At 39.6% G+C, this 19,279-nt stretch carries 14 protein-coding genes and 1 other RNA gene; 8 read left to right on the top strand and 7 right to left on the bottom strand.

The features are described 5' to 3' along the window. Positions 1-442 precede the first annotated feature (442 nt). Positions 443-1,405, top strand: a complete 963-nt coding sequence (locus tag KMW37_RS18845) for an NAD-dependent epimerase/dehydratase family protein (RefSeq protein ID WP_215226212.1) — start codon at positions 443-445, stop codon at positions 1,403-1,405. A gap of 24 nt (positions 1,406-1,429) precedes the next feature. Here KMW37_RS18845 and KMW37_RS18850 read toward each other — a convergent pair whose 3' ends face one another. Next, on the bottom strand, positions 1,430-2,002 hold the full coding sequence (locus KMW37_RS18850) for a DUF3109 family protein (protein ID WP_215226213.1): 573 nt from the start codon (positions 2,000-2,002) through the stop codon (positions 1,430-1,432). Positions 2,003-2,115: 113 nt separating this feature from the next. Between KMW37_RS18850 and rnpB the strand changes: the two genes are divergently transcribed. Together rnpB and KMW37_RS18860 are read left to right on the top strand one after the other, a co-directional pair. Beyond that, an RNA gene (gene rnpB / locus KMW37_RS18855) (RNase P RNA component class A) lies at positions 2,116-2,529 on the top strand. A gap of 22 nt (positions 2,530-2,551) precedes the next feature. Next, the gene (locus KMW37_RS18860; protein WP_215226214.1) at positions 2,552-3,709 is read left to right on the top strand and encodes a sigma-54-dependent transcriptional regulator; all 1,158 of its coding nucleotides are present in this window, start codon (positions 2,552-2,554) and stop codon (positions 3,707-3,709) included. A gap of 188 nt (positions 3,710-3,897) precedes the next feature. Here the strand turns inward: KMW37_RS18860 and KMW37_RS18865 are convergent, their stop codons facing one another. Continuing rightward, positions 3,898-4,902 carry an acyl-CoA synthetase family protein gene (locus tag KMW37_RS18865; protein WP_215226215.1) on the bottom strand — a complete coding sequence of 335 codons (1,005 nt, stop codon included), beginning with the start codon at positions 4,900-4,902 and terminating at the stop codon, positions 3,898-3,900. A gap of 75 nt (positions 4,903-4,977) precedes the next feature. Between KMW37_RS18865 and KMW37_RS18870 the strand changes: the two genes are divergently transcribed. Continuing rightward, positions 4,978-5,649 (top strand): hypothetical protein, encoded by a 672-nt coding sequence (locus KMW37_RS18870; RefSeq protein WP_215226216.1) that lies wholly within the window; start codon positions 4,978-4,980, stop codon positions 5,647-5,649. A gap of 48 nt (positions 5,650-5,697) precedes the next feature. Here the strand turns inward: KMW37_RS18870 and KMW37_RS18875 are convergent, their stop codons facing one another. Beyond that, positions 5,698-8,112 (bottom strand): alpha-ketoacid dehydrogenase subunit alpha/beta, encoded by a 2,415-nt coding sequence (locus tag KMW37_RS18875; RefSeq protein ID WP_215226217.1) that lies wholly within the window; start codon positions 8,110-8,112, stop codon positions 5,698-5,700. Between the two features lie 432 nt (positions 8,113-8,544). Between KMW37_RS18875 and ald the strand changes: the two genes are divergently transcribed. Next, on the top strand, positions 8,545-9,663 hold the full coding sequence (ald, locus tag KMW37_RS18880; protein WP_215226218.1) for an alanine dehydrogenase: 1,119 nt from the start codon (positions 8,545-8,547) through the stop codon (positions 9,661-9,663). Between the two features lie 101 nt (positions 9,664-9,764). Here the strand turns inward: ald and KMW37_RS18885 are convergent, their stop codons facing one another. Genes KMW37_RS18885 through hutH form a run of 4 tightly spaced genes read right to left on the bottom strand, consistent with a single transcriptional unit; the run spans position 9,765 to position 15,203 of the window. Continuing rightward, positions 9,765-10,748 (bottom strand): formimidoylglutamase, encoded by a 984-nt coding sequence (locus KMW37_RS18885; RefSeq protein WP_215226219.1) that lies wholly within the window; start codon positions 10,746-10,748, stop codon positions 9,765-9,767. 8 nt (positions 10,749-10,756) lie between these two features. Continuing rightward, positions 10,757-11,989 carry an imidazolonepropionase gene (gene hutI / locus KMW37_RS18890; protein WP_215226220.1) on the bottom strand — a complete coding sequence of 411 codons (1,233 nt, stop codon included), beginning with the start codon at positions 11,987-11,989 and terminating at the stop codon, positions 10,757-10,759. Then, positions 11,989-13,662, bottom strand: coding sequence for a urocanate hydratase (gene hutU, locus KMW37_RS18895; protein ID WP_215226290.1), 1,674 nt, complete (start codon positions 13,660-13,662; stop codon positions 11,989-11,991). Before hutU ends, hutI begins: the two co-directional genes overlap by 1 nt. Before the next feature lie 11 nt (positions 13,663-13,673). After that, the gene (hutH, locus tag KMW37_RS18900) at positions 13,674-15,203 is read right to left on the bottom strand and encodes a histidine ammonia-lyase (RefSeq protein WP_215226221.1); all 1,530 of its coding nucleotides are present in this window, start codon (positions 15,201-15,203) and stop codon (positions 13,674-13,676) included. A 112-nt stretch (positions 15,204-15,315) separates the two neighbouring features. On the opposite strand from hutH, the gene KMW37_RS18905 reads away from it, so the two are divergent. From KMW37_RS18905 to KMW37_RS18915, 3 genes are all read left to right on the top strand, one after another. Beyond that, positions 15,316-16,197: a LysR substrate-binding domain-containing protein gene (locus KMW37_RS18905; protein WP_215226222.1), complete on the top strand. Its 882-nt coding sequence runs from the start codon at positions 15,316-15,318 to the stop codon at positions 16,195-16,197. 283 nt (positions 16,198-16,480) lie between these two features. Then, a complete protein-coding gene (locus KMW37_RS18910) occupies positions 16,481-18,400 on the top strand; it encodes a beta-N-acetylhexosaminidase (protein WP_215226223.1) in 1,920 nt (639 codons plus the stop codon). Positions 18,401-18,451: 51 nt separating this feature from the next. Continuing rightward, entirely contained in the window at positions 18,452-19,252 is an 801-nt protein-coding gene (locus tag KMW37_RS18915) for an endonuclease/exonuclease/phosphatase family protein (protein WP_215226224.1), read from the top strand. The last annotated feature ends 27 nt before the right edge of the window (positions 19,253-19,279 follow it).

Here is a 19,279-nt window from a genome sequence, read left to right on the forward strand (position 1 = left end):
TTTGAGTTTCACTTATGATCCTAGTCCTAAACTTAAAACACAACTTTTAATATCCCGCACAAATAAGTAAGCTCAAGACTATCAATATTTAATCAACTAATTTCATCATCATTATCCTATAATTCATCCATTATATTTAGTAGTTTTTACTCTTCACTTTGTTAAACTTTTAAAAGAAAAAGTTTAAACAATAGTGCTTTTCTATCAGAAATCGAGTAATCAGAACCTACTATACCTAGCGTATAATAGCTAAAACATAACAAAATAGAGTTGTACCGTAAAATCAGCTTTTCATACCTCATATTTACAAGTAAAATCCACCTATGGATCCTTTATAATATAACTCCTTCTCCTTTCCAACTCATATTTTTCTACATGTCTTAAAGATTCTTGCCATTTTTTAAAGTATATTGAGGATTGTTCACTTCAAAACTCACCGCCTATGCAAACAATACTTGGATCAGGAGGAATAATTGTAACTTTGTTGGCAAAGGAATTAAACACCTATACCGATAAGGTTCGACTGGTGAGTAGACAACCCAAGGTGGTCAACCCCGATGACGAAGCTTTTCCAGCAAATCTTCTAGACCTCAAACAAACGCAAAACGCTTTGCGCGGTTCCTCTGTAGCTTACTTAACTATCGGATTTCCCTATAAAACAAGAATTTGGCAAGAGGCTTGGCCCAAGGTCATGAATAATGTCGTAAAAGTATGTTCAGAGCAAAACATTAAGCTAGTATTTTTCGACAACGTGTATATGTATGACGCATCTCATCTTGGAGAAATGACTGAATCCACACCTGTACTTCCTATTAGTAAAAAAGGAAAAATCAGAGCTCAAATAGCTGACAAACTAATGGAAGCTACTGCCAAGAAAAAACTTAATGCACTAATAGCCCGATCAGCTGACTTTTATGGGCCATCGACTCCAATGAAAAGCATTATGACGGAAATGGTTTTCAAACCTCTTTCTAAAGGCAAATCTGCCAAATGGTTCGGCAACAGCCATTGCCCACATTCATTTACCTATACCCCTGACGCTGGTAAAGCAACAGCCCTTTTAGGAAATACTCCAGACGCTTTTAACCAAATATGGCACCTTCCTACCGCGTCAAATCCTCCCTCGGGAAAAGAATGGATTCACATGGTAGCTAAAGAAATGGCTGTAAACCCAAACTATCAATTAATCCCTAAATGGATTTTCAATATATCTGAAATCTTTGTTCCATTTATGAAGGAACTTAATGAAATGCTTTATCAATATGAAAGGCCATATATATTTGATAGCAAAAAATTTGAAGAGCTCTTCTTTTTCAAACCAACTTCTTATTTAGAAGGCATCAGAAGAATTATAAAGAATGACTATCCCTCAAGGATAAGGCAAAAAGACAACCTTCTTTATTGAGAAGAAGGTCATCTTTTATCAATTCTATTTATTTCCTCCTTCAATATCCAAAACCAACTCCTCATACCATGCTTCTCCATATTTTCGGATTAAAGCATCTTTTACGAATTTATAAATTGGGACATTCAACTCCTTACCTAGACCACATGCAGGGCTACAAATATCCCATCTATCATAATTCAAAGCGTCATACTCGTCATATTTAGTCACTCTCACTGGATATAAATGACAGCTTATGGGCTTTTTATAATCTATCTCACCATTAATATGCGCTTCTTCTATCCCACATTTAAGTATCCCTTTATCATCTTTGATTGCATATGCACATTCCTTGTTTTCACCGACAGTAGGAGTCCCTTTGTCCCCATCCATATCATATACCCAGGTTCCTTGCTCCTCAATGGCTTTTCTTCCTGCTTCTGTAAGGTACTTTTTTACTTTTGGATAAATTCCTTCAAGAATTTCTGTTTCCTCATCATCCAATGGAGCTCCGGCATCACCTTCCACACAACAAGCCCCTTTACATTTCTCTAAATTACAAACAAAGAAATGCTCTTTTAGATCATCACTAAGTACTGCGTTTCCTACTAATATCATAACTCTCTATTTTCCTATTGCAAAGTTAGGAAAACTAATAGGGATTATGATTCAAATTGGTACAATTACTGCTATTAGTTCACAAATATCACGGGAAATCCCGTAATTTGCACCGTGCAAGTCAACTTGTCGCCATGATTGCTTCTTAAGAGGTAATTAGGGAGGAAAGTCCGGGCAACATAGAGCGCCATACTTCCTAACGGGAAGGGGCAAAGCTGGTGACGGCTTTGTTACAGATAGTGCCACAGAAAATAAACCGCCCCGGTTGTTATCGGGGTAAGGGTGAAAAGGTGGAGTAAGAGCCCACCGGGCTTCGGGTAACCAAAGTTGCATGGTAAACCTTATGGGTTGAAAGATCAAATAGGCCCCGGTCCAAGAGCTGCTCGTTCAATCCAAAATGGCTTTTGTCATTTTCGGAAACCGGGGTGGGTAGATCGATAGATCCTGACTGCGAGGTCAGGGCCAGATAAATGACAAGAACCATCTTTTGATGGTAACAGAACCCGGCTTATAGACTTGCACTTTTTACTTTTATTAAACATAATTTGTATGCAGAAAATCTTGATTATTGATGATGAAAAAGTCATCAGGTCGACCCTTAAAGAAATTTTAGAATACGAAAATTATGAAATTTTTGAGGCCCAAGATGGAGTTGAAGGACTCAAAATGATCGAAAGTCAAGACTTTGACCTAGTGCTATGTGATATCAAGATGCCTAAAATGGATGGGCTAGAAGTGATTGATAAGGTCAGCAAAATGGATAAACAACCTCAGTTTATCATGATTTCCGCCCACGGCTCAATTGAATCTGCCGTCGAAGCCACCAAAAAGGGTGCCTTTGATTTCATTCCCAAACCACCTGACCTGAACAGATTATTACTAACGGTGCGCAATGCACTCGACAAAAATAATCTAGTGACAGAAACCAAAGTTTTAAAGAAAAAGCTTTCTAAAAAACTGGATATGGTTGGTGAGTCCGAAGCTATCAGCCAAGTAAAGGAAACTATTGAAAAGGTAGCCCCAACAGATGCCAGGGTACTTATCACTGGCCCTAATGGAACAGGTAAAGAATTGGTAGCCCACTGGCTCCATCAAAAGAGTAACCGCTCCAGTGCCCCTTTTATTGCCGTCAACTGCGCGGCCATCCCCTCTGAATTGATCGAAAGTGAATTGTTTGGACATGAAAAAGGAGCTTTTACCTCCGCAAACAAACAGCGACAGGGCAAATTTGAACAGGCCAATGGAGGCACTATTTTCTTGGATGAAATTGGGGACATGAGCCTTTCTGCTCAGGCAAAGGTACTGAGGGCTCTTCAAGAGCATAAAATCACCCGAGTTGGAGGAGATAAGGACATTAAAGTAGATGTCAGGGTACTGGCAGCTACCAATAAGGATCTTAAAAAGGAAATCGAGGAAAATAATTTCAGGGAAGACCTTTACCATAGACTAAGCGTCATTCTCATCCAAGTCCCTGCACTAAAAGAAAGAAAAGAAGATATCCCTTTATTGGTGGACAGATTTCTTTCTGATATCGCCAAAGAATATGGCACTTCAAAAAAGGATATTGATAAAGAGGCCATTGAACAGCTTCAACAATTTCCGTGGACTGGAAATATCAGAGAGTTAAGGAATGTAGTAGAGAGACTAGTTATCCTATGCAACCAAAAGATCACTTTAGAGGACATAAAAAAATACGCTGACTATTAAATCAGCGTATTTTTTTATCCTTTTACTTCTTGGCTATCCATCGCCTTAGCATATGCTGGACAAGGCTTACTTGAGGCGCATGCTCCCAATGCCAAAAGGCAAGAAGCTAAAATAACTGCTGCTAGTTTTCTCATGATAATAATATTTGATCTAAACCAAATATTATTATTTATGTAAGGAATACAAAATTAATTGACCATTAAATTGCAGCCTCTCACTTCACTGTTGTCAAATCTCCCAAGTATTTCCAAACTACCATCCTCACTATATTTTCCTAAATCTTGGGTTTCAATAAAAGCACAAGAATGAAAATTGGCCAAATCAACAATATTCACTCCTCCCTGAGCCTTTGAACTCCATGACAAAGGGTCGTTTACATCCCTTAGAAAAACCATCATAGACTTAGGTAGAAAGTATTTTCCATCACCTTTTGAATACGCCTGAGACATCAACTCTGTCATTCCATACTCCGAATGAACAGAACTTATTTTAAAAGCATCCTTATATATATTATGAACCTCTTCTCGGATCATTTCTTTTCTACGGCCTTTCATTCCCCCTGTTTCCATTACAATCAGATTTTCAATTTGCGGAAACTGGTCAGCAAATTGCTCAGCCAAATCCAATAATGCAAAGGTAACTCCTAGCAGCAGCACTTTTCTGCAATCTCCAGCTGCCTTTAAATACCTTAGCTTTTCAATGAGTTCTTGATAATTATATAAATAAAAACCAGAATGTTCTGAATTAGACTTCTTAATAAAACAGTCTGCCATCGCAACAAGAGAACTTCCCTTTCTTTCCAAATAGGCTGGTAAAAGCGCAAGTACATGAAAGTCTTCAAGTGATCCATAGAATGACTCAAAAAGCTCTACAGAATGATTTAAATAAAAATCACTGGACCAAATATAATGTCGACTGGTAATTTGCCCTGTTGTGCCGCTGCTTGAATAGAAGTCACTGTACATGGCAGGATCTCCACATACCACCTGATGAGATTTAAAAAAACCAATCGGTAAAAATGGAATATCTTTCACCCTATTAACATTTTCAGGTTTTATACCTCTTGCATCCAAATAGGCTTTATATACCGTGTTTTCTCTGGCTTGGAACCTAAATAAACTTAATGCTAACTCATCGAAGTTTGAAGCATCCAATCTTTCCAATTGCTCTGAAAAACTTTTGAAATAATTCATCGTTTTATTATCTATAGTGGACAAATTTAAGCAAATTTAAGATTAGGTATATTTAATCAATCATTACAAGCAAATATGAAAGCAAAGAGCTCTATATATGTCTTGATATTAACTTTTTTAACGGGAGCCTGCGTATCCCCTCCTGACAATTTCCCAACAGTCCCTGAAATTAACTTTTCAGATATCTCTTATGTTGAAATGGATAATGCTGCAGATTCCTTAATCATTGCTCTAAGGTTCAAGGACGCTGAAGGTGATTTGGGTCTCGACGCTAGGGATATCGACCCACCATTTCACCCATTAGAATACCTTACAGACAGCCAAGGAAACTTGATCACCTATTCGAACCGGCCGGCCAATGCCCCCGATTACAACCCGATTGATTGGGCTGTTAACCCAATAGTAGACAATGTAGAAGTCAAGGATACCGTCTGGGTTGAACAAAACCCGGACTTCAACAATATTTTCGTACAATTTTTTATCAAAAGAAATGGAAATTACCAGGAGTTCAAATGGTCTGACGCACCATATTACACAACCTTCAATGGTAGATTTCCACTAATACTTTCATCTGACAACCCAAGGGCAATTGAAGGGACTATTCAATACTCCATGCAGTCTCTTGGATGGAGGTCTATCTTTAGAAATGACACTATTCGACTGGATATTCAAATTCAGGATAGGGCCTTGCATAAAAGTAATATGATTTCAACTCCTGACTTTACCCTGAATCAAATCATGAAATAAAAAAAGCTTCTCTTAGGAGAAGCTTTTTTTATTTCTTATGCCATACTATTACCACATCGGATAACTCGTTGGATCCACCTCATTCATGACCCTATAGGCTTTTTCCACCACATCATCTGCACTAGGCTTGGAGAAATAATCACCATCCGTAGAGTATGCAGGTCTATGCGCTTTTCCAGCTAATGTAACCGGCTCTGAATCCAAATGGTAATAAGCTTTTTGCTCCTCCAAAACCTGCTGCATCATATAAGCAGTTCCTCCGCCAGGAACGTCTTCATCTGCAAAAATAACCCTATTGGTCTTCTTAATAGAATCGGCGATAACGTGATGGATATCAAAAGGCAATAAGGTCTGTACATCTATTACCTCCACAGAAATCCCATATTCATCCAACTGTTCTGCAGCCTCTAGTACTATTTTGCACATCGCTCCATAGGTCACTATAGTAATATCAGTACCTTCCTTCAACACTTCGGGCCTACCTAATGGAACAGTAAATTCGCCTACATTAGTGGGTATTTTTTCCTTTTGCCGATAAGCATTCAGACATTCTATCATTAAAGCAGGTTCATCACTTTTTAACAAAGTATTATACATACCTGCTGCTTGAGTCATATTTCTAGGAACACAAACCAACATTCCCCTAAGACTTCCCAAAATCATGCTCATCGGAGAACCCGAATGCCAAACACCTTCAAGACGATGCCCTCTTGTCCTGACAATAAGTGGGGCTTTTTGCCCACCTTTAGTCCTATAATGCAGACAAGCCAAATCATCGGTCAAGGTCATCAATGCATAATATAGATAGTCCAAATACTGAATTTCAGTAATTGGCCTTAAACCTCTCAATGCTGATCCAATCCCTTGTCCAATGATGGTAGTTTCACGAATTCCTGTATCAGTCACCCTCAACTCTCCATATTTAGCCTGAAGCCCCGCAAAGGCTTGATTAACATCTCCAATCTTCCCTACATCTTCTCCAATGGCAAAAACCCTTGGGTCTCTGCTCAACATTTCATCAAAACAGGCCTGCAACACTTCCCTCCCATCTACTGTTGCAGAATTATCTTCATATATGGCTGGCACCACAGGTACTTTAAGACAGCTCTCCGATGACTCACTGTAGAGATGGCTATTATACCTTTCTTGATTAAGCTTCTGATGCTCTTGATACCACAGTTTTATTTCAGACCTCAAGCTAGAGCTATCAAACCTCATAAGGAATAAAGCTCTTCTCACAGCTCCTATCACATCTTTACGAATAGGATTCAACGTTTTTGACAAATCCTCTGCCAACAACAATAAAGCTTTTGACTGTGCACTTTCTTTGGCTGCGTTCTTGATTAAATCAACTACCTCTTTTAGCTCATTTTTGATCCCGCCAGAAAATGACTTCCAAGCCATATCTTTCTGCTCACGCACATACTTTAAAGCCTCCTTATCTATCTCGTCCAACTCCTCCTCTGTCGCTAGCTCGTTATCCAGAATATATTCCCTGAACCTAAGGTTACAATCATGCTGAGCTTCCCACTCCAAACGCTCTTTGGACTTATACCTTTCATGCGAGCCAGAGGTCGAATGGCCTTGTGGTTGAGTCATTTCCACCACATGCACCAGACAAGGAACAAATTCCTCTCTCGCCAAACGCTCTGCCTTTTGGTAAGCCTTATGCAAGGCTTCATAATCCCAACCTTTCACCACTATAATCTCAAAACCAGGCTTGTCTTTTTCCCGCTGGAACCCTGCCAAGGCTTCAGAAATGCTCTCCTTGGTGGTTTGATACTTATTGGTTACGGAAATACCATACTCATCATCCCAAACAGACATGATCATAGGAATCTGCAGTACCCCTGCCGCATTGATGGTTTCATAAAACATTCCCTGCGCAGTTGATGCATTCCCTATAGTACCCCAGGCCACCTCTTTTCCGAGTCCTTTAAATTCCGCTAATTTTTGAAGCTCTTTATTTTCTTTAAATAATTTAGTGGCATAACCTAGCCCTACCAACTTAGGAACCTGAGCTGCAGTGGATGAAATATCTCCTGCAGAATTTTTCATTTTCCTCAGGTCTTTCCATGTCCCATCATCATTTAGGGACCTTGTAGCAAAATGCCCATTCATCAACCTTCCTCCAGAAGCTGGCTCTTCCTCCACATCTACATGAGCATACAGTTGCGCGAAATAAGCTTGAATTTTGAGCTCCTGAATAGCTAACATAAAAGTTTGATCGCGGTAATATCCTGAACGAAAATCACCATCCTTAAAGTAACGTGCCATCACCACTTGGGCAAGCTCTTTCCCATCACCAAAAATGCCAAATTTTGCCTTGCCCATAAAAACCTCCTTTCTTCCCATCAAGGAAGCCTGACGGCTCTGCTGCACAATTCTATAATCAAATAAAATCTGTTCTTTTTCTAATCCGATATTAACCTTTGTTTTAGGTAAAGTCTCCACTTCTAGCATATTTAATAATTAAAAGCAATTTTGGGTTTTTCAAGGTATTCCAAAAATACAGAATTTTGGGGTTTTAACAAATATACCTGACAAGTATCAGTCTTTTCAATCCATAATAAATTTCAAAAAATACATTATTAAATCTTTCTTATAAAATAATATTTCGATTATAACAAAACAGCAGTAATATTACCATATTTTAAAATCACACCCTACAACATTAAACAAACATCAATTTATATAATAATCCGAACCAAATAATTAATATTAAAAAACACTTGCTTTAGAATTTTATTCACATAAAGACATTTTTTCAATTATTAATTTCATTTTTTGTTTATTTTCATCACCCACCCCAAATAAACTATAAGAATCTAACGCCCAATTACTTTCTCCTTACTATATTTGCCAATATTAAAGCACCCCCAAACATTTCTAACTATGATAATAGGGATTCCAAAAGAGATTAAAAATAACGAGAACAGGGTTGCCCTTACCCCTGCTGGCGCTCAAGAACTTGTAAAAAGAGGTCATACCGTTTACGTTCAGCATACTGCCGGTGACGGAAGTGGCTTCCCAGACGAAATGTATGTTAAAGCTGGAGCTAAAATCTTACCTAGCATAGAAGAAACATACGCCACTGCTGAAATGATCATTAAGGTCAAGGAACCAATTGAACCTGAATACGATCTCATCAGAGAAGACCAATTATTATTCACTTATTTCCATTTTGCCTCACATGAGCCATTAACCAAGGCCATGGCCAAAAGCAAATCCGTTTGTTTGGCTTACGAAACAGTAGAGAAAGCTGAAGGGGGCCTCCCTTTACTTGTCCCTATGTCTGAAGTTGCTGGTAGAATGGCCACACAAAAGGGAGCCAATTACTTGGAGAGACCTTTGGGCGGAAAAGGAATATTAATGGGCGGAGTACCAGGAACACTTCCTGCCAAAGTACTGATCCTAGGAGGAGGTATAGTAGGAACACAAGCTGCTTGGATGGCCGCAGGACTAAAAGCCGATGTCACCATCCTGGACGTTTCCCTTCCAAGAATGCGTTATCTCTCTGACGTAATGCCTGCCAATGTAAAAACAAGAATGTCCAATGAATTTAACATCAGAGAACTTATCAAAACTGCTGATTTGATCATTGGAGCTGTACTTATACCTGGAGCAAAAGCACCTCACCTTATCACTCGTGACATGCTTAAAGATATGCAAAAAGGTACAGTTTTAGTTGACGTAGCTGTTGACCAAGGTGGATGTATCGAAACCTGCAAGCCAACGACACACGAGAATCCAACTTATATCATTGATGATGTTTTACATTATTGTGTAGCCAATATGCCCGGAGCGGTTCCTTACACAAGTACCGTTGCTTTAACCAACGCAACCCTACCTTACGCCATTCAGCTTGCTGAAAAAGGTTGGAAAAAAGCTGCTCAAGAAAACAATGAATTGGCCAAAGGTCTTAATATCATCAAAGGCGACATCGTATACGAGGCGGTGGCTGAAGCTTTTGATTTAGAATATGTACCCGTTGAGAAACATTTGGTTTCCTAAGAATAAAAGACCCAAATATATAAAGGCTGCCGAAATATCGGCAGCCTATTTTTTTATTAAGAAAATTCAAAGTTTTACTTAAAACCCCACTCAAACTATCATTAAGAACTCAGCCCCTTAATAAAATCTGTCGCCAAATAACTTACCAATTTTGCAGCCCCCTCATCTGTTTTGCCATCTTTCATCATAACTGCACCTTCACATATATGAAAGTAGGCTACCTTCTCCATTCCCTTCCAAGCAACAAGAAAGACGTATTTCCGGGCATGCACCCCTGAAACACCAACAGGATCCATTGCACTGGACAACACCTTACCCACTACATCCAAATCAAGCTCAATTCCAAACTTCTTATCCTCCACAAAAGCTAAACCTCGACTGACTGCTTCTTCAAAACTCATATTTCCCCTAAGAAAAACATCCTCCCAAAAAACAAAATCAATCCTATCCTGATTTTGCATACATTCTAGCATTTCCTGAGAATTATAGTTCTCACTCAAACCAACCACCGCATATTTATCCAAAAAACCTTCCTCGAAAGCATACCGAAACCCATTCCCACTGTGTCTTCCTTCAAGTTTTCTAAAATCAGCATGTGCGTCTAAGTTCAACACATTGATATCTTCAGTACCTAAGCCTTTGGCTACTCCCTTAATAATAGGATAGCTATTATTATGGCCTCCACCTATTATTATTGGCAACTTCCCCTGTTGCACAACCTCTCTGACCATCTCAAATACAGCTGAATCAATCTGCTCAACAGCTTTTCTCCACTTCTCAACACCAGCCCCTTCCTCAGGAAGCAAACTGGAAAAATCAAATTCCCCCAACAAGGAAAACTCATCACCTTTTAGATTCCTCTGCTGTTGAACATTCAAAAAACTATTCAAAAAAGCAGGCCAAAGACTCTCCGTCCCCTCCTTACCTAAATTGGCTCGTACACCGATAGACTCAGGAATTCCAATGATCACCCCCAACTTCCCTGCAAAACCAAACTTAATACATTCCCCTAATTTGGCTTCCCCAGGTCTTTTTACCACTCTTTTATCAATATCCTGCTGATTGAAAAACTTAAAATAATTCATAAGCTTACTTAAAACTGTCCCCTAATCATTACTTTATCAATCAAATTCTCGCCAAATGAATACGGTAAATAAGCCAGCGAACTCATAGGTTTAGTAAATATCAAATTAGCCTTTTTACCTACAGTAACACTCCCCAGTTCCTCCTGAACCTCCATCGCATGCGCACCATTTATGGTCACGGCATTGATAGCTTCTTCAGGGGTCATTTTCATCTGAATACAAGAAAGCGCAATCAACAAAGGTATGTTTCCACTTGGGGAAGAACCCGGATTAAAATCAGTAGCCAATGCCACTCCTAATCCTGCATCAATCATCTCCCTAGCTGGAGGATACGCCATCCTTAGAAAAAAAGCAGCTGATGGCAATAAAGTAGGTATGGTTTCGCTTCCCAACAATGCCTTGATCTCCTCCACACCCATGGTTTCCAGATGATCAACGGATAACAAACCATTTTCTACACCAAATTGCACACCGCCGGAATTACTTAACTGATTGGCATGCAACTTCCCTTTAAGCCCATACTTTTGGGCAGCATCCATTACCTGCTTGCTTGCTTTTGCATCAAAAAAACCTTTTTCAAAAAACACATCCACATAAGAGGCCAAGCCTTCTTCCGCTACTTTTGGCAACATCTCGTTGCAAACTAAATCAACATAGGCCTGATGGTCATCTTTATACTCCAGCGGATAGGCATGGGCGCCTAGAAAGGTCGCCTTAATATGAAGGGGGGATTTTTCTTTCAGCCTTTTTACGACCCTAAGTATTTTCAATTCTGCCTCCACACTCAATCCATAGCCACTCTTTATCTCAATAGCTCCAGTTCCCATAGCCCTTACAGCTTCAAGCCTCCTCCAAGATTGCTGAAACAAATCATCTTCATCCGTATCTCTTAGAAGGGCTGCGGAATTTAAGATTCCCCCACCCTTTTGCGCAATTTCAGCATAACTTAGGCCTTTGATTTTATCTACAAATTCACTTTCCCTGCTTCCTGCAAATACCAAATGAGTATGAGAATCACACCAAGCTGGCAATACAAACTGTCCAGATGCATCAATAATATCTTCTTGATCCGAAAACCTCCTCAAATCAAGCTGATCCATGGTGCCATACCCCATGATCTCCTCCCCTTTCACCAGCAAGAAAGCATTATCAATAGCAGGCAAGCTAGCCATTTCCTTACCACGTAAAAATTTGGGTTCCTCTCTGACCCCAAAAAGGGTTTTAATATTTGTAATCAGCATTAAATTCTTTCATTTAAATCCAAACCGTGCTTTTTGGCCGTATCCTTGGCTATTTCATAACCAGCATCCGCATGTCTAATTACACCAATTCCAGGATCATTTCTCAAAACCCTCGCCAATCGTTCCTTAGCCGCTTCTGTACCATCCGCAACGATTACCATTCCGGCATGAATAGAATATCCCATTCCAACTCCTCCTCCATGATGAAGTGAAACCCAACTTGCACCACCGGCAGTATTCATCAAAGCATTTAAAATTGGCCAATCGGCAACTGCATCTGACCCATCCATCATACTTTCAGTTTCTCTATTTGGAGAAGCCACGGAACCAGTATCCAAATGATCTCTCCCTATAACTATTGGAGCCTTGAGCTCTCCATTCTTAACCATTTCATTAAATGCCAAGCCAGCTTTTTCTCTTTCTCCTTGACCCAACCAGCAGATTCTAGCAGGCAATCCCTGAAAGGAAATTTTTTCTTGGGCTAAGGTGATCCAACGTTTTAAAGATTCATTTTCAGGAAACAACTTGAGAATCATCTCATCTGTTTTTCTGATATCTTCTGGGTCGCCAGATAAGGCCGCCCACCTAAAAGGCCCCTTTCCCTCACAGAAAAGTGGACGTATAAAAGCCGGAACAAAACCAGGGAAATCAAAAGCATTTTTCGAACCTCTTTCCTGTGCCCTAGCTCTCAAATTATTCCCATAATCAAAAGTCACGGCACCCTTGCCCTGCAAATCTAGCATCAGCTCTACATGCCTAAACATAGACTCATAAGCTAGATCAATATACTTTTCTTCATCTTTTTCTCTCAATACATTAGCTTCCTCCACAGTAACGGTATGTGGATAGTAACCCAGCAAAGGGTCATGTGCCGAAGTTTGGTCTGTCAAGGTATCCGGAACAATTCCCCTTGCAATAAGTCGTTCCAAAAGATTCACTGCATTAACTGGAACCCCTATAGAAACTGCTTTATTTTCTTTTTTTGCTTCCAAAGCTGTATCAATTGCCTCATCAAGATCCGCGACCATCAAATCCAAGTAACTGGTCTCCAAACGCTTTTTGATACGCCATTCTTCCACTTCAGCCACCAAACAAACACCTTCGTTCATAGTGATGGCCAAAGGCTGTGCTCCTCCCATACCTCCAAGACCAGCAGTTACATTTAAGGTACCTTTAAGGCTTCCGCCAAAATGCTGTCGCGCCAATTCTGCATAAGTTTCAAATGTCCCTTGAACAATTCCTTGGGACCCAATATATATCCATGAACCTGCTGTCATTTGACCGTACATCATCAAACCAGCTTTTTCCAACTTGTCAAAATGTTCCCAAGTAGCCCAGTTCGGCACCAATTGGGAATTAGAAATCAATACTTTTGGGGCATTAGCATGGGTAGGCACAATGCCCACTGGTTTTCCTGACTGAATCAACAAAGTTTCATCTTCTTCCAAAACCTTTAGCCCTTTGATTATCTTATCAAGGGCATCAAAATCCCTGGCAGCTTTCCCCCTTCCACCATAGACAATCAAATCTTCTGGTCTCTCGGCTACTTCAGGATCCAAATTATTCAACAACATCCTCAATGCCGCCTCCTGGACCCAACCTTTACAGTTCAATTTGTCCCCAGTTGGGGTTTTATATTTCTCTTGGGAATATTTCGATATTACGCTTGACATCATTGTAAATTTTAAAGTGATTTAATTTCCTCCATCTTCCATCTCCTGATAAACTGAATGCTGCTTTCAATATCAATAGCCAACACCCTGTCCTGAGTATTAAAACTCACCTCTTTCCTATATAGATCCACTAACTTTTCAACTATTGGAGAACTCTTGACCGGTTTTCTGAATTCCAAAGCCTGAGTCGCAGTCAACAACTCAATAGCTAAGATTTTCTCAAGGTTATTTAATACCCTTAAACACTTGGTGGCACCATTGGCTCCCATGCTAACATGGTCTTCTTGCCCATTGGATGAAACAATGGAATCAACTGATGAAGGAGTACATAATTGTTTGTTTTCACTTACCACACTTGCTGCGGTATACTGCGGTATCATCAAACCTGACTGAAGACCGGGGTCATTGACCAAGAACAGCGGCAAACCCCTTGCCCCTGAAAGCAATTGGTAAGTTCTCCTTTCAGAAATGTTCCCTATTTCTGCCATAGCAATCGACAGATAATCAAAGCCCAAGGCCAAAGGTTGTCCATGAAAATTACCCCCAGAAAGTATTTGATCCTCATCGGGAAAAATATTGGGATTATCCGTAACTGAATTGGCCTCCACATTAAAAGTGTGCTTAACAAATGCCAAACTATCCTTTGATGCCCCATGCACCTGAGGAACACATCTGAAAGAATAAGGATCTTGCACCTGCTTATCTTTTGCCTGTGCAATCTCACTTCCTTCCAAATACTCCCTGATGACTTTTGCGGTTTCTAACTGCCCCTTATGAGGCCTAATTGCATGAATCAAATGATTAAAAGGCTGAACGTTTCCGTTAAATGCCTCCAAGGAAATCACTGAAATAAGGTCAGCCCATTTAAATAATTCTTCAGCACGGGAAACTGCAAAGGCCCCATAGCTCAACATAAACTGGGTTCCATTTATCAAAGAAAGCCCTTCCTTCGACCTCAGGGTAATTGGCTCCCAGCTAAACTGAGCAAGCACCTCTTTGCTTGTTTTGATTTTTCCTTCGTGATAAACCTCTCCCAAACCGATCAATGGCAAGCTTAAATGGGAAAGTGGAGACAAATCACCTGACGCTCCAAGTGAACCCTGATTATACACAACCGGCAAAACATCATGATTATAAAAATCCACCAAACGCTGAACCGTCACCAACTGCACTCCTGAATGCCCTTGGGCTAAGGACTGGATTTTAGTCAACAGCATGATTTTCACCAAATGCTTAGGCACCTTCTCACCCACTCCACAGGCATGAGACTGAAGCAGATTGTATTGCAACTGCTCTATCTCCTGAGGATCTATTCTTACTTGCTGCAAATAACCAAAACCAGTATTGACACCATAAAAAAGCGCCTCTTCATCCTGGGAAACCTTCTGATCCAAATAAGCCCTACATTCCTGAATCTTCCTTTCCATTTCTTTGGACAAGGACAATTTTCTCCCACTTGCAATTACTTCAATAATTGCTTCCAAGCTTATCCGCTCTGAACTGATTTCATGAAGCATATTTTCAGGTTCCACTCCCACCATATAAGTATTTGATTTTAAAAGGGTTTATATTCTACTCTTACAAATTTCCATATTTCAACTAATAATAAAAAATAGTATTATATTCACCTTTTAATAACTAAAAGTGATTATTATGGAAATTCGTCAGCTCAAATATTTTTTGGTTTTGGCAGAAGAGTTACACTTTCATCGTGCCGCTGATAAACTATACATCGTTCAACCAGCCCTATCAAAGCAAATAAAATTACTGGAAGAAGAATTAGGCATTGCCCTACTCAAAAGAGACAAAAGAAATGTCAGGCTTACCGAAGCTGGCAAATATTTTAAAACGGAAGCCAAAGCAATTCTTGACCAACTAGAATTAGTAAAAAGCCATACCAAATTAATACAGGAAGGAGAGAAGGGAGAAATAAGAATTGGCTACGTCGGTTCATGCATCCACACTTTTCTTCCAGACATGCTCAGTGAACTTCATGAAGCACATCCTTATATTCAAACCTACCTTAATGAAATGACCTCTTCGACACAGTTGGAAGCTATTCAAAACGGAGAATTGGACATTGCCTTTTTAAGAAACCCTTTGCCTTCACCACATTTTCACCACCAGCTTGTATTTAGAGAATCCTTTGCACTTGTACTTCCAGAAAACCATTATCTAAATGAAAACAATTTTGAAGGCATCCATCAACTTGCCCAAGAAGAATTCATCTTACCGACAAGGTCAGATGGGGAATTGTATTATAGACTCCAACTTAGTATTTGCGAAGACAATGGATTTTCACCTCGAATAGCCCACGAAACAGTTCATGGACACACTGTCCTTAACCTAGTTGGACACGGGCTTGGAATCACCTTTTTACCCACTTCCTTTAAGAATGTCACCAATGCAGCCGTAAAATTCATTGAACTAAAAAACATTTCACAGCGTGCAGAAATAACCGCTTTATGGAATAAAGAAAACCCCAATCCGAGCTTAGAAAAATTATTAAACTATATCAAAACACCTAAAAATTAATAAGATCATAAATATTAAAACAACAAAAAAACCATACAAATTTCCATATGTGCATCCCGTATAACTTAGTAGAGCAAATCGATTTCCTTATACAGGTTTTCGATTTTTTTTCATTATCTTTCACAACCATTAATTATTTTATCACTTATCCTTTGGTTTTACACCTATCAAACAGGAAAGAAAAACTTAACAATTCAGCACTTAAACAAATTCATTCTAGAAAATCATAAAGCTACATCCAAAACAGCCTAATCAATAGCTACCAAAATAAATAATCAATATTATGAAAAAACAATTTTGGGCAATCCTATTGCTCTTCCTTTTTATGGGTAAACTGCAGGCGCAGGAAAGCACTATATCCGTAATACCAAAACCAGCTAAAATGACAATCAACTCAGGCCAGTTTATACTGAACGAAGAAACTGTCATTATCGCTAAGGATTATGAAAGTAGAAATTCAGCCACACTATTCAATGAATTTCTTCAAGCCCAATACGGGTTTAAATTAAACATTTCCCTTTTAGAACTTCCGGGAAACACCATTGAGCTCATCTTGAACAAAGATTCAGAAGATTCAGAATCATATACCCTGGATTCAGATTCAAAAAAGATCAAGATTACAGGAGGAAAGAAAGGATTATTTTACGGTCTTCAAACGACCCTACAATTGATAGAATCAAATTCTGGACTTCTTACTATTCCAGCTGTAAGCATCCAGGACCAACCAGAGTTTGCCTATAGAGGCATTATGCTTGATGTGGGTCGCCACTTTTTCCCTGTTGACCAAATCAAAAAAATCATTGATTTGATGGCTTATTTCAAATTCAATAAAATGCATTGGCACCTTACTGAAGACCAAGGCTGGAGATTGGAAATTAAAAAATACCCTAAGCTAACAGAAATCGCTGCATTTAGAGACTCCACAATAATTGGACAATACTATGATTTCCAACCATTCATCTATGATGGTGAAAAACATGGCGGCTATTATACTCAAGAAGAGGCCAAGGGAATCGTAAAATACGCTGCTGACAGGATGATTACAGTAATCCCTGAGATTGAACTTCCTGGACACAGTTCCGCAGCACTAGCGGCCTATCCAGAATTCGGAAGTTTTGAAATGGAGGGCGCTAAGCCTGAAGATATCAAGCCTCTTTCAGGTAGTATTATGGCAATGAAAGAAAATGGCGACCCATATGACAATGACCTGAGTCCAAATGTCCCAGGTTACTGGGGCGTACATTATAACGTATACGGTGTAAAAGATGAGACGTTCCAATTCCTAGAAGATGTTTTAACAGAGGTAATGGAAATATTCCCAAGTGAGTACATCCACATTGGTGGAGACGAAGCTCCAAAAGACCACTGGAAGACCTCAGCTATTTCCCAAAAGCTTATCAAGAAAGAAAAACTGGAAGACGAGCACGAATTGCAAAGCTATTTCATCACTAGAATTGAAAAGTTTCTTAACAAAAATGGCAGAAAACTAATTGGATGGGACGAAATCCTTGAAGGAGGCCTTGCTCCTAACGCTACTGTAATGAGCTGGAGAGGTGAAAAAGGAGGTATTGCTGCAGCCAAAATGAACCATGACGTGATCATGACCCCTAACAGTCATATGTACATTGACCATTACCAATCTGAAGACAAAGACCAAGAACCACTCGCAATTGGAGGCTTCCTCCCTTTAGAAAAAGTCTACAGCTATTCCCCAAGACCTGAGAGCCTAACTGCCGAAGAAAACAAACATGTGCTAGGTGTTCAAGCCAATTTATGGACAGAATACATTGCTACTAACAACAAAATGGAATACCACTTATTCCCTAGAGCTTTGGCCTTAGCAGAAGTAGCTTGGAGCAATAAAGAAGAGAAAAACTATGAAGAATTCTCCCAGGAAAGACTTCCAGCAAGACTTGCCGAATTAGAAAAACTAGATGTATTCTATAGAATTCCGGAGGCAAAAGTGAATATCAGTAAAGACCAAAGCTCTGGAAGACACAAAATCACCATTACACCTTTTGTGAAGGGAGCTAAAGTGTACTATACAGTTGACGGACACAAAGCAGATCAAACAGGCTATCTATATAGAGACCCAATTTTGGCACCTATAACTAATGAAGGTCAGGAAAATTTAATCTTAAGATATTTAATAGTAACTCCTGAAGGCCGTCAAAGCAACCAATTTGAAGTAACCATTGAATAATAACCTCGGGCCGGAACATACATCCGGCCTTTTTTAACCCCATTTATTCACATGAAAAACACATCAAAATTATTTTTACTACTATTAGTAGGGCTTGCATGTTTCCAGTGTAAACCAAAAGAAACTGTAATCACCGTTTTATCCTATAATATTTATCATGGTGAAAACAGTTATGAAAACGGAAAAAGCAATCTGGAAGAAATCGCTCAATTAATAAAGGATCTGGACCCTGACTTTGTAGCTATGCAAGAAGTTGATAGCGCCACACAAAGAACAGCATCTATCAGAAACGGCCGAGCAGTAGACCTTACTGCTGAACTTGCAAAAGCAACAGGCATGCATGGATTCTTTGCCAAAGCCATCGATTTCAGCAACGGTGGATACGGAGAAGGTCTCCTAAGTAAATATCCTGCAAAAATGAGCAAACTCGACTTGCCCATCCCAGAAGGAGGAGAAGGAAGGGCGATTGCTTTAGCTTCCGTTGAAATGCCAAATGGAGTAACACTAACATTTGGCGCAAGCCACCTGTGCCACCAATATGAAAATAACAGAATCGCACAATGTGATGCCATTCTTGCCAACCAAGAAAATATTGACGGCCCTTTCCTTTTTGCCGGTGACTTAAATCTCAAACCCGACAGTAAAGCCTATGCTTCCCTAACAGAAAGTTTTATTGATGCTGCCGAGGCATACGGAACTCCACAATATACCTTCCCCACTGATGATCCAAGGATCAGGATAGATTATGTATGGCTATCCAAAAATGACAATTGGGAAGTGCTGGAAGTAAAAGTCTTAGATGTAGATTATTCCGATCACATGCCACTTTTGGTAAAAGTAAAATTGAAATAAAAAAAGATCCCGAACTTAGTTCGGGAT

This window comes from Echinicola shivajiensis, assembly GCF_018642165.1.
GTDB lineage: Bacteria > Bacteroidota > Bacteroidia > Cytophagales > Cyclobacteriaceae > Echinicola > Echinicola shivajiensis.

What these genes read in the sequence shown, in the direction of transcription:
- KMW37_RS18910 (WP_215226223.1), top strand. Translation starts at nt 16,481, where the DNA reads ATGAAAAAACAATTTTGGGCAATCCTATTGCTCTTCCTTTTTATGGGT.
- KMW37_RS18860 (WP_215226214.1), top strand. Translation starts at nt 2,552, where the DNA reads ATGCAGAAAATCTTGATTATTGATGATGAAAAAGTCATCAGGTCGACC.
- KMW37_RS18885 (WP_215226219.1), bottom strand. Translation starts at nt 10,748, where the DNA reads ATGAATTATTTTAAGTTTTTCAATCAGCAGGATATTGATAAAAGAGTG.
- hutH (WP_215226221.1), bottom strand. Translation starts at nt 15,203, where the DNA reads ATGGTGGGAGTGGAACCTGAAAATATGCTTCATGAAATCAGTTCAGAG.
- KMW37_RS18850 (WP_215226213.1), bottom strand. Translation starts at nt 2,002, where the DNA reads ATGATATTAGTAGGAAACGCAGTACTTAGTGATGATCTAAAAGAGCAT.
- KMW37_RS18870 (WP_215226216.1), top strand. Translation starts at nt 4,978, where the DNA reads ATGAAAGCAAAGAGCTCTATATATGTCTTGATATTAACTTTTTTAACG.
- hutI (WP_215226220.1), bottom strand. Translation starts at nt 11,989, where the DNA reads ATGCTGATTACAAATATTAAAACCCTTTTTGGGGTCAGAGAGGAACCC.
- KMW37_RS18845 (WP_215226212.1), top strand. Translation starts at nt 443, where the DNA reads ATGCAAACAATACTTGGATCAGGAGGAATAATTGTAACTTTGTTGGCA.
- KMW37_RS18915 (WP_215226224.1), top strand. Translation starts at nt 18,452, where the DNA reads ATGAAAAACACATCAAAATTATTTTTACTACTATTAGTAGGGCTTGCA.
- ald (WP_215226218.1), top strand. Translation starts at nt 8,545, where the DNA reads ATGATAATAGGGATTCCAAAAGAGATTAAAAATAACGAGAACAGGGTT.
- hutU (WP_215226290.1), bottom strand. Translation starts at nt 13,662, where the DNA reads ATGTCAAGCGTAATATCGAAATATTCCCAAGAGAAATATAAAACCCCA.
- KMW37_RS18875 (WP_215226217.1), bottom strand. Translation starts at nt 8,112, where the DNA reads ATGCTAGAAGTGGAGACTTTACCTAAAACAAAGGTTAATATCGGATTA.
- KMW37_RS18905 (WP_215226222.1), top strand. Translation starts at nt 15,316, where the DNA reads ATGGAAATTCGTCAGCTCAAATATTTTTTGGTTTTGGCAGAAGAGTTA.
- KMW37_RS18865 (WP_215226215.1), bottom strand. Translation starts at nt 4,902, where the DNA reads ATGAATTATTTCAAAAGTTTTTCAGAGCAATTGGAAAGATTGGATGCT.